Source organism: Arthrobacter pullicola, assembly GCF_014836875.1.
Classification (GTDB): domain Bacteria; phylum Actinomycetota; class Actinomycetes; order Actinomycetales; family Micrococcaceae; genus Arthrobacter_B; species Arthrobacter_B pullicola.
The window spans coordinates 637,060-649,730 of record NZ_JACSQC010000001.1 but is presented as its reverse complement, the minus strand read 5'-3'; the positions used below and the strand labels follow the sequence as shown (position 1 = coordinate 649,730).

Below are 12,671 nucleotides of genomic sequence, written 5' to 3'. Positions count from 1 at the left end.
AGGTCAGTCGGTCAGGCGAAGTAGCCGGGGACGTCCACCGGACCGCCGGCGGCTGCAAATTCCTCAGCGGCAGCGGCCTGAAGCTCCGGATCGCAGAGGTAGTCCAGCGCCGTCAGCGCCAGGCCAGCTGCACCGTCCACGGCGGCAGTGCCCGCCGCCGGCGAGCCGGCGGCCTCGGCGAACTCGCGGGTGTGCAGGGCAATGTCCGGGGTGGAGATCCCAATCAGCGGGTGGATGCCGGGCACCCGGTAGCTGACGTTCCCGAAGTCGGTGGAGGCGGCAAGGGTTTCGGACACCACCCCGCCGGGAAGCGGCTGGCGTCCCCGCCGCCGTTCGGCGGCGAGCCAGCGGCCGGTGAGTGCCCGGTTGGTGCGCACCGGGAGCGACGGCGGATGCTCGTCCCAGTCCAGCTCCACCCCGGTCCCGGTCATCAGCGCGGCGCCGCGGGCCACGTCTGCCAGCCGGTGGCTGAGTTCCCGGAGCGTTTCGGGGTATTTGGACCTGGCGTAGAACTTCATCTCGGCGCGTTCCGGAATGATGCTTGGGCGGGCGCCGCCGTCGGTTATCACCGCGTGCACCCGGTCGGAGGGCGGCAGCTGCTGGCGCAGCAGCCCGACCCCCTGGTAGGCGAGGGTGGCGGCGTCGAGCGCGTTGCGGCCCATAAAAGGCTGAGCGGAGGCATGGGCAGCGACCCCGGTGAATGTCACGGTGAGCAGCCGGCGGCCCAGCCACACCTGATCCACCACGTCCTGGCCATAAGGGTGCAGCATCACCGCCGCGTCCACTCCGTCCAGCGCCCCGTTGCGGGCCATGACTTCCTTGCCGGAGTAACCTTCCTCCGCGGGGGTTCCCAGCAACACGACAGTTCCTGGGAATGCCTCCGGGGTCTCCTGCAGCGTGCGGGCCAGGGCGAGGAATGCGCCGACGCCGGCTGCGGCGATCACGTTGTGTCCGCAGGCGTGGCCGATCCCCGGCAGGGCATCGTATTCGGCCATAACGGCGATGACCGGGGAACCGCTGCCTGCCTCTGCGCGCACCGCTGTCTCCAGCCCGTGGACCCCCACCCGGGCTGTTACGCCATGGCGTTCCAGCAGGTCCGCGATGCGCTGGGCACTTCGGTGCTCCTGGTACGCCGTTTCGGGGTCCTGGTGCAGTTCGGAGGCAAGGCCGCGCAGCTCCGGCGCCAGGACGTCCACCCGGGTTTCCACCGCTTTGGCGAGCGTTTCAGGAGCACCGTCGAACGGCGACTCCTCATGCTGAGCTGCGTCCCGGCGGCTGCGGGTTTCTGCCTCTAGATGGTCCAGGTACGTAGTGCTGGGCTGGGTGGTCTGGGTCATGCAGGCCACCCTATGGCCCCCGCAGCACGCATTGTTAGGGGGGCTAAGAATGTGCCTCCGGGGGTTCCGGATTCCGCTGCCCTGCTCTACCCTTTGCGGATCAGCGGCCGCGGGCGGCAACCCGGGCGACCAGCGCCTGCGGCCCCCGGCGGCCGAACGCCGCGAGGACTTTGTACCGCTTGGACGGAATGCAAACGCTCTTTCCCGCAAAGGCATCCGTGAGTCCTTCGCGGACCACGCGCTCCGCGTCGAGCCACATCCAGCCCGGAAACGGGGACTTGTCCATCTGCATCCGTTCATGGAACTCGGTGTGTACAAAGCCGGGACAGAGCGCCGTCACGGAGATGCCGCGGGAAGAATAATGCAGGTTCGCCCACCGGCTGAAGCTGATCACCCAGGCCTTGGCTGCACTGTAGGTGCCGCGCGGAACGAACCCGGCAACGGATGCGACGTTGATGATCCGCCCGCCGCCCCGGGCCAGCATGGAGTTCACGGCCGCGTGGCTCACCAGCAGCGGCGCGCTCACCAGCACATTCAGGTTGTCCAGTTCAGCCTGGGCGGTGTTGTTGTGGAAATCGTTCTTCAGCCCGTATCCGGCGTTGTTCACCAGGATGCCGACGTCGGGCTGCGCCACCCGGGCGGCTACTGCCTCCACACCCTCAGGGGTGGCGAGGTCGGCCGGCAGCACCGTTGCTTTCACCTTGTAACGGGCCGACAGTTCCGCAGCCTTGGCCTCAAGGCGTTCCAGGTTCCTGGCGGTGAGGACTACGTTGTGTCCGCGTTCTGCGAGTTGCCGGGCGAATTCTGCGCCCAGTCCCGAGGTCGCGCCGGTAATTACTGCGGTATCAGTCATGCAGACAGCCTGCTATGGCGCCAAGGGGTTTGCAACGCACCGTGGTCCTTGCCGCCGGCCGTTGCCCGGCCGGCAGCTCCGGCCTAACGTGGGAGGACCCCGGTCCGCCGTGTTTGCCCGGGAGTGTAACCACCGCAGGAGCGCCCATGGGCCAGACCTCCGGCCATCCATATCCTTACACCGACCGCGCTGATGCCGGCCGGGTCCTGGCCGGTGCCCTGGCGGATTACCGCGGCCGGAAGGGATTGCTGGTCCTCGGCCTCCCCCGCGGCGGTGTGCCGGTCGCTGCCGAGGTTGCCGGCGCGCTGGACGCGGCACTGGATGTGGTGCTGGTCCGTAAGATCGGCCACCCCCGCCAGCCCGAACTGGCTGCCGGTGCGGTCGCCGAAGCTGCCGGCGAGCGCACCGCGGTCTGGAATGACGACGTCGTACGGTTCTGGCTGGCCTCCGCGCCCGCCACCGGGCAGGCTGAACTGGATGCCGTCCTGAGCGCCGAGAGCGCGGAACTCCGGCGCCGGGCCGGACTCTACCGCCCCAACCGGCCGGTGCAGGGGATTCGGGGGAACACTGTCATTGTGGTGGACGATGGCCTGGCAACGGGGGCCACTATGCGCGCCGCGCTGGCCGCCGTCCGGAATCTGGAGCCCCAGTGGCTGGTGGCGGCCGCCCCGATGAGCTGCGCCCCGGCCGGCGGCATCACGGCGCTGGCAGACGACGTCGTGATCCCCTGGGCGGACAGCACCCTATCCGCCGTGGGCCAGGCCTACCGGGTTTTCGGGCAGACCGGCGACGCTGAGGTCCGCGCCCTGCTGCGGGTGGAGTGAGGCCCAGGATGCGGCGAGGTGGAATGGCCCACCGTGTGGAGGAGTCCCTGCCCGGCGGGGGAAGCAGGGAATCGCCGTGCTCCCGGGGCCGGGCAGCGGCAAGTGCTGGCCTGCCGGTCCGGCCAGGAGGATAATCCGAAGGGCTTTGGGGGAGAATTCCGACCGCCCGGGAGGCCCAACATGTCCACAACTCACGGCACCTTTTACGGCTGGGGAGGGCTCAGCCTGGATACCAGCGAACTGTCATCCCGGACGATTTCCGCCGTCCGGACCGGGTTCGGCATTTCCGGTGCGGTAGCGCTGGTCCTGGGACTGCTGATGCTGTTCTGGCCTGAAGCCACGCTCTCCGTTATCGCTTTCTTCTTTGGCCTGTACTTCCTGATTTCCGGAGCAGTCCGGGTTGTCAGCGGGATAGCGTCCCCCATGTCAGCGGGCCTGCGCGTGCTGAACATCATTGTTGGTCTGCTGCTCTTTATCCTGGGCGTCGCGGCCATCCGAAACCCCATTCCCTCACTCGCCGTGCTGGGCATGGTGGTGGGGATCGCCTGGATAGTCGAAGGAATCATGGCGCTCACCGAGACCGAAACGGGCGGCTCGCGCTGGTATGCGATCACCTTCGGCGTGCTGAGCATCATCGCGGGGGTGGTCGTGCTGTTCCTGCCGGTGGAGTCACTGGCCGCGCTGGTGATCTTTGGCGGCATCTTCCTGGTGGTCCTGGGCGTCGTGCAGATCGTCAGGGCCATCACGTTCGGCCGCGGAACCGTCCGCACCGCGTAGTTCCTGTTCTATGTGGCCCTACCCGTTCTTTCTAAACGGGTGTGGCTGGTGTGAGGAATGCTCCCGGGAGCCGGGGTCCCTGCGCCTGCAGTCCCTCATTCCCGCGACCAGCTTTCAGCGCCCGGCCGGCGGCCGTCCAGTAGGTTCCCAGCAGGTTCCCAGCAGCTGTTAACACAGCAATAACATGCAGGCGCTGCCTGCCGTAACACTGCGCGGCCTAGTCTGGGAGGGCGATCCAGCCCCGGTTCGGAATACTCCTCCGGTGCCGCACCTGATCCTCCTGCACGGGACTTCCCTGCAGGCCCAGCGCTGCTGCAGACGCGCTGCCCCCGGTCTATCTTCCGGCCTACCACCCGGCCCGGCTCCACACCCGGACGCATGCAGCCCTTGCAAAGGGCCGGCTGTCTTACCGGCCCGTGCCGTCCCCTTCCGCTGCCAGGTCCACCAGGTCCACGGCCGGCCTCTCTAATCCCCCTCCGCACGTACTCACAAACTCCCCCAGCACCCGCACCGGCCCTCCGCCGGCCCGAACCGGATTGGAGTTCGCTCATGGACTCAGGAAACACTGCCTGGCTACTGGCCAGTTCGGCCCTGGTCTGCCTCATGATCCCCGGCATCGCCTTCTTCTACGGCGGCATGGTGGGGTCGCGGCGGATCCTCAACATGATGATGATGTGTTTCGGCAGCGCCAGCCTCGTGGCCATTCTCTGGGTCCTGTTCGGCTACTCTGCCGCGTTCGGCAACTCCCTTGGCTCCCTGGGGCTGCTCGGAAACCCACTCGAGTTCTTCGGCCTGGAGCAGCTGCTCACCGATGACCCGTCCGCTGCCCTTCCGGTGGCGCTCTTCGCGGCCTTCCAGCTGATGTTTGCCTGCGTCACCACCGCCCTGGTGGCCGGAGCCGCTGCGGGCCGGATGAAGTTTGGGGCCTGGATGGTCTTCGCCGGGCTCTGGGCCGCACTGGTCTACTTCCCCGTGGCACATTGGGTGTTCGCCTTCGATAACGAAGACGGCACGGTCACCGGCGGCTGGATCGCGAATACCCTCGGCGCCATCGACTTCGCCGGCGGGACCGCCGTCCACATGAATGCCGGTGTCGCCGCCTTGGCCCTGGCCCTGGTCCTGGGCCGCAGCCGGGGGTGGCCGCAGGTAGTCAGCCGCCCGCACAACCGTCCGCTGGTGATCCTGGGAGCCAGCCTGCTGTGGGTCGGCTGGTACGGCTTCAACGCCGGGTCTGCGCTGAGCGCCGGACATACTGCATCAGTTGTCTTCCTGAACACCGCCGTTGCCGCCGCAGCCGGCCTGCTGGGCTGGGCGCTGATGGAGCGGCTGCGGCTGGGGCGCTCCTCCACCCTCGGTGCGGCTTCCGGACTGATCGCGGGACTGGTGGCAATCACTCCGGCCTGCGGCGCGGTCAGCCCGCTCGGAGCCGTGGCGATCGGCGCGATTGCCGGACTGGTCTGTTCCCTGGCGATTGAGTGGAAGTTCCGCCTGGGCTATGACGATTCGCTGGACGTCGTGGGGGTCCACCTGGTGGGCGGTGTGATCGGAACCCTACTCATCGGGTTCTTTGCCACGGACGCCGCGCCGGGCGGTGTCAGCGGAGTGTTCTACGGCGGCGGGTGGAGCCAGCTCGGCATCCAGGCCGTGGCGACCCTGGCGGTGCTCGCATACTCCTTCATCCTCACCTGGGCCATCGCCAAGGCCCTGGACCTGGTTATGGGACTGCGCGTCCCCGAGGAACACGAGGTACAGGGAATCGACCTGGCCGCGCATTCGGAGTCGGCGTACTTCAACGACGACGAGCCCGCGGAACTCGGAGCCCCGATGCGGCAGTAACCTGCCGCATCGGATCGCGGCGGTGCCCCGCCCTGCCGGGTGGGGCACCGCTTTACTTGCTCCGCTTTTTACCTGCCCCACCAACCGGGCGGCAGCCACGGACCGCAAAAATGTTGAACAAAGCACCGAAACACGGAAGGCTGGATGCCACACCAGTGAGACAGGACAAGGCAATGGCTACGATCGATCTGAACGCCGACGTCGGCGAGTCCTTTGGCCGCTGGTCCCTGGGCGATGACGCCGCCATGATCTCCTCCGTCTCCAGCGTCAATGTGGCCTGCGGCTTCCACGCGGGCGACGCCGGCACCATGTACGCCGCGTGCCTCGCCGCCGCAGGGGCCGGCACCGCCGTCGGCGCCCATCCCGGGTACCGGGACCTTTCCGGTTTCGGCCGCCGCGCCCTGGACATGGAACCGGAGATACTCACCGGCGAAGTCATTTACCAGATCGGCGCCCTGCAATCCCTGGCGCTGGCGGCCGGCACCCGGGTCAGCTACGTCAAGCCGCACGGGGCGCTGTACAACACGATCGCCCACGATCCACGGCAGGCCCAGGCCGTCATCGACGCCGTCCGGGCGGTGAGTCCCGGCCTTCCGCTGGTCGTGCTCCCGGGATCGGTGGTCGAGAAGCTCGCTGGTGAGGCGGGGCTGCGGACCATTGCAGAAGCCTTTGCCGACCGCGCCTACAACCCGGACGGCACCCTGCTCTCCCGGACCCGGCCCGGCGCGGTGCTGGAGGACCTGGGCGAAATCACCGATCATGTGCTGCGCCTGGCTCTGGACGGCAAGATCCAAGCGGTGGACGGCACGGTGATCGACGTCGCCGCGGAGAGCATCTGCGTCCATGGGGACACCCCGGGGGCCGTGGCGATGGGCCGGGCAGTACGCGCGGCGCTGGAAGAAAACGGCGTCACCGTTGCCAGTTTCATCTAACGCCGGCTCCCCGGTTCAGGCAGCGGGCCCCGGCGCAGCCGCCGCTCCCCGGCCAGGGGAACCTGCCCGCGTGCGGCCGCCGCACATCCGGCAGGCAGGAAGCCGGGCACTCCTGATCGAGACCACCGGCACCGCGGCTGCCTCCTCCCTGCACGCACAGCTGCTCGCAGCTCCTCTGCCCGGGCAGGTCGAGGTGGTTCCCGCGGCCCGCACCGTCCTGCTCCGCCTGGCGACGCCGGCCTACGCGCGGCAGGCCGCGGAACTGCTCGCAGCCCTCGACCCCGTGGTGCCTGCCGCCGTCCGTTCCGCCAGCTCCGCAGCCCCACTGGTGGAGCTGGACACGGTGTACGACGGCGAGGACCTCGCCGAGGTTGCCCGGCTGACCGGGCTGGGTACCTCCGACGCCGTGGCCGCGGCCCACAGCGGCACGGAATGGACGGCCGCCTTCTGCGGATTCGTACCCGGGTTTGCCTATCTCACCGGAGGTGATCCCAGGTTGGCCGTTCCCCGGCGGGACGTGCCGCGGACCCGGGTTCCCGCAGGTGCCGTCGCGCTCGCCGGACAGTATTCCGCGGCGTACCCGGGTCCCTCGCCGGGTGGCTGGCAGCTGATTGGGCGGACGGCTGCGCCTCTCTGGGACCTTGACCGGGAAGCGCCGGCCCTCATCGTTCCCGGGGCCCGCGTCCGTTTCCGTCCGGTCCGCGAGCGCTTCGAACTCCAGCCGGAGGCCGGCCGCGGCTTCCCCGCCAGCACAGACACCCACGCAGCAAACGGGAGCTCCGGCCCCGCTGCACCGGAGCTGCCGGCAACACCCCGGACCCAGGCCGCACCCGCCGCCGTCGTCCTGCACCCCGGCCCCCAGACAACAGTGCAGGACCGGGGGCGGGCCGGGTACAGCAGCATCGGGGTGGGGACTTCCGGCGCCGCCGACCGAGCGGCACTGGCGCGGGCCAACCGCCTGGTGGGCAGCCGCCCGGACGCTGCCGCACTGGAGGTCCTCTTCGGCGGGCTGGCGCTGCGGGCGGAACGGGACCTGGTCCTGGCCGTGACGGGTGCGGCTTGCCCGCTGTCGGTGCTGGCCGCCGGGGGGACGGAGCGTCCTGTCCTGCCGGATGCTCCCTTTCTGCTGCGCACCGGCGAGGTCCTGTCCCTACGCATGCCGCCGGCCGGGCTGCGCAGTTATGTGGCCTTCCGGGGCGGGCTCGATCTTCCTCTGGTGCTGGGCAGCCGCGCCACGGATACGCTGGCGAAACTCGGACCGGACCCGCTGACCGCCGGCACCAGGCTCTGCGTTGGCCCTGACCCGGGCACCGCCGTCGGGCTCTGCGAAGTGCCGCCGCCGCTCCCCGGGGCGGACGCGGAACTGAGGTATCTCCCCGGGCCGCGGCAGGACTGGTTCAGTGCCGCCGGGATGGACGCTTTTGCGGATCAGGGGTGGACAGTCGGGAACGACTCAAACCGGGTTGGCATCCGGTTCACTGGTGAGCCGCTGCCCGGCCGGCGCGCCGGGGAGCTGGAAAGCGAGGCGGTGCTGCCCGGTTCCATCCAGGTCCCGGCCTCCGGACTGCCGATCCTCTTCCTCGCCGATGCGCCGGTCACCGGCGGCTACCCGGTGATCGGCGTCGTTGTGGAAACTGACCTGGACCTCGCGGCGCAGCTGCGGCCGGGCACCACGGTGCGCTTCATCCCGGTGCCCCCGCTTTCGGTCCCGGGCCCTGTGCCCGGGCCCGGCCTTGTTCCCGGGGCGGACTAGAAACCGCGGTTCAGCCCTTCCTCCTGGCGGAGATAGGTTTCGAGCAGATCCCGGGCATGCTGGGTGTCCGGTCCTTCCTTGACCAGCGCATCCATCATGGCCTTCCCCTTTTCTTCTCCGGCTGGGAACGGCGGCAGCAGCGGAATGTCCGGATCGGCCAGGACCTCGATGAGGACCGGCCGGTCTGCGTCCAGGGCTGCATTCCAGGCAGCACCGATCTTCGCCGGATCTTCGACCAGGATCCCCTGCAGGCCCAGCAGTTCGGCGTAGCGGGCGAAGGAAAAGTCCGGCAGCGCCTGACTCTGGTCGAAGCGCGGATCGCCCTCCATCTCCCGCTGCTCCCAGGTCACCTCGGCCAGCTCGTTGTTGTGCAGCACCAGCACCACGAACCGGGGATCCGTCCAGCGCGGCCACAGCCGGCTGACCGTGATTAGTTCCGAAAGCCCGGCCATCTGTATCGCCCCGTCGCCGGTCAGCGCCACCACCGGGCGCTTTGGATCGGCGAGCTTCGCGGCCAGCCCGTAGGGAATCGAGCAGCCCATGCTGGCCAGGGTGCTGGACAGGTGGGCCGGCACGCCCTCCGGGAGGCGCAGCTGGCGGGCGTACCAATAGACGATGCTGCCGACGTCGACGGCTACCTGGGCGTTGGACGGCAGCCGGTCGCTGAGTTCACGCACGGCGAGCTCCGGGTTCACGGGCCGGGCGGGAATTGCAGCACGTTCGGCAGCCAGCCGGTGCCAGCGCTGCACAGCATTTTCGACGCTGGTCCGCCAGGCGAAGTCCGGCCGGGGTTCCAGGAGCGGGAGCAGAGCTTCGAGGCTGGCGGCGGAATCGCCGGTGACGGCGACTTCCACCGGGTACCGGTTACCGATGGCCGCCGCATCGATGTCGATCTGCACGGCACGGGCGGCGCCGGGAGGTGGGTAAAACTCCGTCCACGGGTCATTGGAGCCGATGATCACCAGGGTGTCGCACTCCCCCAGGACGAAGCCGCTGGCGCTGGTGCCGAGGTGGCCCATCACTCCGGCGGCGAGCGGGTGCGACTCGTCCACATAGGGCTTGCCCATGAGCGAGGTGGTGATCCCGGCGCCGATTTTCTCCGCCAGCTCCCGGACCTGGCCCCGGGCACCCCGTGCGCCCTGGCCGACCAGCAGCGCCACCTTGCCGCCGTCGTTGATCAGTGCCGCCGCAGCCTCAATATCAGCTGGGGAGGGCACCAGCGTGGGTGGGCTCCAGACCGGCGCGGTGGACAGGATTCCATGCTCGTGCTCCAGCTCCGGTGCCGGTGCCTGCTGGATGTCATGCGGAATGATGACGACGGCGGGAGCGCGGTCCGCGAGCGCAGCCTTGAACGCGCGGTCCAGCACCAGCGGCAGCTGCTCGGGGCTGTTGACCTGCTGGCGGAAGGAGGACGCGACGTCCCGGGTGAGGTTCAGCAGATCGATTTCCTGCATGTAGGCCGAGCCCAGCACGGTGCGGGACTGCTGGCCGATGATGGCGACCACCGGGACGCTGTCCAGCTTCGCGTCGTACAGGCCGTTGAGCAGGTGAACCGCCCCCGGCCCCTGGGTGGAGAGCATCACACCGACTTCACCTGTGTATTTGGCATGTCCCACCGCCATGAACGCGGCGTTTTCTTCATGCCGGGCCTGTACGAACCGGGGACTTCCGGAACGGCGGAGGGCGCCGAGGACGGTGTTGATCCCATCGCCGCTGTAGCCGAAGATCCGCTGCACCCCCCAGGCCTGGAGCCGTTCGACGATCAGGTCCGCAACGAGCCGTTCTGCCATGGGAGCCTCCTGTAATCAGCATGCTTATGGTCCTCCACTATTACATGCCCCGGCGGGACGTGGAATTCCTGCGGGGGCCCTGAGGTGCGTCATAAACTGTGGCGCAGACCACAGTCGCGTAGCCTATGGGGGACTACCCCGGTCCCGTGACAATGATGCCCGCCTGGAGGTGCCAGCCGTGCCGATTCCCAGCCCTGAGGATTCCGGGCCCGCAGGCTCTGCCCGTTCGGATGTTCGCCGGACCAGCCGCTTTTCCACGGCACAGGCGCCGATGAGCGCGCGGCTGGACCTCTGGGAGGAATACAACGAACTGGCGCTGTTTGGGCTGCGCTGCAGCACGCTTTCCGAGCGCAGCCTGCTGGCCACCCAGACCAATCTGGAACTGCCCCGGATCCGGCTGACGCACATCAGCGGCAATGACCACGTCATCGAACGCGCGCCGGAGAATATCCGCAGGAACCCGGTGGATGCCGTTATGCTCTGCCTGCTGTTGGAGGGGAAGGCCTTTTTCTACCACGACGCCGGCTGTGAGACCCTGGCGGCCGGGGAGGCTGTTGTCTACGACGCCAACAGGCCCTTCATGTACGGCTTCTCCACGGACATGCGCCAGGTGATCGTTGAGGTGCCGCGGGAGGCGCTGCGCGAGCGGTCCGTGCGGGAGGAGTATTTCCGCCCCCGGGTGCTCAGGATCAGCGGCTCTCCCGCCGCCACACATGCCAAGACCACGGCGAATGCAGTGCTGGGCGCCTTCCGGGATCCGGCCCCGGATACCGATGAGCTGGAGCAGAGCGTCCTGGAAATGTTCTCGATTATCACCGGCGAGCCGGGAGTGGCGCCGTCGCTCGCCTATCTCGCGGCGGCCCGCGATTACATCCGTGCGCACCTGGGCCGGCCGGATCTTTCCCTGGGGCGCGTTGCCCGCGCCGTCGGAATCAGCGAACGCCACCTGACTCGGGTCTTTACGGAGGCTGGCACCAGCCCGGCCAAGTACGTGCTGGAAAAGCGGCTGGCCCGCGCCCAGGAACTACTGGCCGATCCAATGCACACCGCCACCCCGATCGCCGAGATAGCCGCTTCCGTGGGGTTCGTTTCCGCTGCGCACTTCTCCCGCGCCTTCCGTCAGCACTACGGCTGCACGCCCCGGGATGCCCGCGCAGCCCTGACCAGCGGGTAGGAAAACCCGCTGCCGGCAGCGGCGGGCCGGGGGGCCACGATGGGCCGGGGCTGCCTTACACGGAGGCGTTGCCGGATCCGGACATCGCCTTGCCGGATCCGGACAGCTGCTTCAACAGCACCACACACCCCGGAGACAGTGGGACCTACATCACATCCAGTGTCATTCCGAAAGGCCCCGGACCTATGAAAACCACTCCCCGCTACCTGCTTGGACTGCTTGCCGTCCCGGCACTGGCCTTGTCCCTCGCCGCCTGCGGTGGTTCCGGTGAGACTGACGCCGCACCGGCAGCCGCCGAAAGCGGTTCCGCGTCCGTTGATACCGCGGCCCTCGAGGCCATGCTCACCGACTTCCAGAAGCCCCTCGAAGAAGAGGTCCCCACGGAGTCACCGGCCATCGCCGAAGGTAAGAGCGTCGTCGTCATCCCCTGTACCTACGCCTCCGAAGCCTGTGCCCGCGGCGCCGACGCAGCCATGGAAGCAGCCGCGTCCCTCGGCTGGGAAACCCGCATGATCGATCCGGGCGGAAACCCGGAAAAGGCCCGCCAGGCCATCGACCAGGCCATCCAGCTCGGCGCTGACGGCATCATCTTTACTGCGGCGGTCGCCGACCAGATCGACGCTTCGCTGCAGCAGGCCCGCGATGCCGGCATCTTCCTGGTCAACAGCATGTCCCCCGCCGATGACCGGTTCGACGTGGAGGTTGTTCCGGACGAGGATGTCTCCGGCAAGATGATGGCCGCCGCCATCGCGCAGGACAGCGGCGGAACGGCGAAGATCCTGGTCACCACGGACCCCGCCTTCCCCTCCATCACGGCCCGCACCGAGGCTTTCACCAAGTGGCTTCCCGAGCTCTGCTCCGAGTGCGAGATCGTCGAAACCCTTGAGACGCAGATGTCCCAGCTGCAGTCCGGACTGCCGCCGCAGATCCAGGCAACGCTGACCGCCAACCCGGACATCAACTACATCTGGACCCATACCGGTGCAGCCGTGGTTTCCAGCCAGGCCACCGTGGCGCGCAGCGCCAACGGTGACACGATCAAGATGGTGTCCTACGACGGCAACTCCGCCAACCTGAACCTGATCAAGGATGGCAAGAGCCAGTTCGCCGACGTCATCAAGCCGATGGAGCACACCGGCTACCTGTCCGTCCACGAAATGAACAAGCTCTTTGCCAACGGTGCCAGCGGGCACCAGGTGATCGAGATGCCGAAGCGCATGGTGCTGGAAGAGACCCTGCCCGAGCTGCCGTGGACGGGCGACTCCGATTGGAAGTCAGCCTTCACGGCTCTGTGGGAGAACGCGGGCTAGCCCCACGGAACCCACGCGGCCGGCCCGGTCTCCGGGCCGGCCGCACCCCTGGTTTTGCCGGCATTCCCGCACTCCCATCTTCAGG

10 protein-coding genes are annotated in these 12,671 nt (G+C 68.4%); 7 read left to right on the top strand and 3 right to left on the bottom strand.

All coding sequences use genetic code 11. The features are described 5' to 3' along the window. Window positions 1-11 precede the first annotated feature (11 nt). Both H9638_RS03165 and H9638_RS03160 read right to left on the bottom strand, forming a co-directional pair. Window positions 12-1,337: a M20 family metallopeptidase gene (locus H9638_RS03165; RefSeq protein WP_191745716.1), complete on the bottom strand. Its 1,326-nt coding sequence runs from the start codon at window positions 1,335-1,337 to the stop codon at window positions 12-14. A gap of 100 nt (window positions 1,338-1,437) precedes the next feature. Further along, window positions 1,438-2,190, bottom strand: a complete 753-nt coding sequence (locus H9638_RS03160) for an SDR family NAD(P)-dependent oxidoreductase (RefSeq protein ID WP_191745715.1) — start codon at window positions 2,188-2,190, stop codon at window positions 1,438-1,440. 146 nt (window positions 2,191-2,336) lie between these two features. Between H9638_RS03160 and H9638_RS03155 the strand changes: the two genes are divergently transcribed. The 5 genes from H9638_RS03155 (at window position 2,337) to H9638_RS03135 (ending at window position 8,312) form a co-directional block, all read left to right on the top strand. Next, complete coding sequence (locus tag H9638_RS03155; RefSeq protein ID WP_191745714.1) at window positions 2,337-3,014, top strand: phosphoribosyltransferase; 678 nt, start codon at window positions 2,337-2,339, stop codon at window positions 3,012-3,014. 180 nt (window positions 3,015-3,194) lie between these two features. Then, a complete protein-coding gene (locus H9638_RS03150) occupies window positions 3,195-3,791 on the top strand; it encodes an HdeD family acid-resistance protein (protein WP_191745713.1) in 597 nt (198 codons plus the stop codon). A gap of 549 nt (window positions 3,792-4,340) precedes the next feature. Further along, a complete protein-coding gene (locus H9638_RS03145) occupies window positions 4,341-5,627 on the top strand; it encodes an ammonium transporter (RefSeq protein ID WP_191745712.1) in 1,287 nt (428 codons plus the stop codon). Window positions 5,628-5,800: 173 nt separating this feature from the next. Further along, entirely contained in the window at window positions 5,801-6,559 is a 759-nt protein-coding gene (locus H9638_RS03140) for a LamB/YcsF family protein (RefSeq protein WP_191745711.1), read from the top strand. Window positions 6,560-6,629: 70 nt separating this feature from the next. Further along, a complete protein-coding gene (locus H9638_RS03135) occupies window positions 6,630-8,312 on the top strand; it encodes a 5-oxoprolinase subunit B/C family protein (RefSeq protein WP_318241762.1) in 1,683 nt (560 codons plus the stop codon). On the opposite strand, the gene H9638_RS03130 is transcribed toward H9638_RS03135, so the two are convergent. Then, window positions 8,309-10,102 (bottom strand): thiamine pyrophosphate-requiring protein, encoded by a 1,794-nt coding sequence (locus H9638_RS03130; protein ID WP_191745709.1) that lies wholly within the window; start codon window positions 10,100-10,102, stop codon window positions 8,309-8,311. The two genes, H9638_RS03135 and H9638_RS03130, sit on opposite strands and share 4 nt — an antisense overlap. A gap of 178 nt (window positions 10,103-10,280) precedes the next feature. On the opposite strand from H9638_RS03130, the gene H9638_RS03125 reads away from it, so the two are divergent. Together H9638_RS03125 and H9638_RS03120 are read left to right on the top strand one after the other, a co-directional pair. Further along, on the top strand, window positions 10,281-11,276 hold the full coding sequence (locus H9638_RS03125) for a helix-turn-helix domain-containing protein (RefSeq protein ID WP_191745708.1): 996 nt from the start codon (window positions 10,281-10,283) through the stop codon (window positions 11,274-11,276). Between the two features lie 185 nt (window positions 11,277-11,461). Further along, window positions 11,462-12,586, top strand: coding sequence for a sugar ABC transporter substrate-binding protein (locus tag H9638_RS03120; protein WP_191745707.1), 1,125 nt, complete (start codon window positions 11,462-11,464; stop codon window positions 12,584-12,586). Window positions 12,587-12,671: the final 85 nt, after the last annotated feature.

What these genes read in the sequence shown, in the direction of transcription:
- H9638_RS03155 (WP_191745714.1), top strand. Translation starts at nt 2,337, where the DNA reads ATGGGCCAGACCTCCGGCCATCCATATCCTTACACCGACCGCGCTGAT.
- H9638_RS03160 (WP_191745715.1), bottom strand. Translation starts at nt 2,190, where the DNA reads ATGACTGATACCGCAGTAATTACCGGCGCGACCTCGGGACTGGGCGCA.
- H9638_RS03120 (WP_191745707.1), top strand. Translation starts at nt 11,462, where the DNA reads ATGAAAACCACTCCCCGCTACCTGCTTGGACTGCTTGCCGTCCCGGCA.
- H9638_RS03150 (WP_191745713.1), top strand. Translation starts at nt 3,195, where the DNA reads ATGTCCACAACTCACGGCACCTTTTACGGCTGGGGAGGGCTCAGCCTG.
- H9638_RS03140 (WP_191745711.1), top strand. Translation starts at nt 5,801, where the DNA reads ATGGCTACGATCGATCTGAACGCCGACGTCGGCGAGTCCTTTGGCCGC.
- H9638_RS03165 (WP_191745716.1), bottom strand. Translation starts at nt 1,337, where the DNA reads ATGACCCAGACCACCCAGCCCAGCACTACGTACCTGGACCATCTAGAG.
- H9638_RS03130 (WP_191745709.1), bottom strand. Translation starts at nt 10,102, where the DNA reads ATGGCAGAACGGCTCGTTGCGGACCTGATCGTCGAACGGCTCCAGGCC.
- H9638_RS03145 (WP_191745712.1), top strand. Translation starts at nt 4,341, where the DNA reads ATGGACTCAGGAAACACTGCCTGGCTACTGGCCAGTTCGGCCCTGGTC.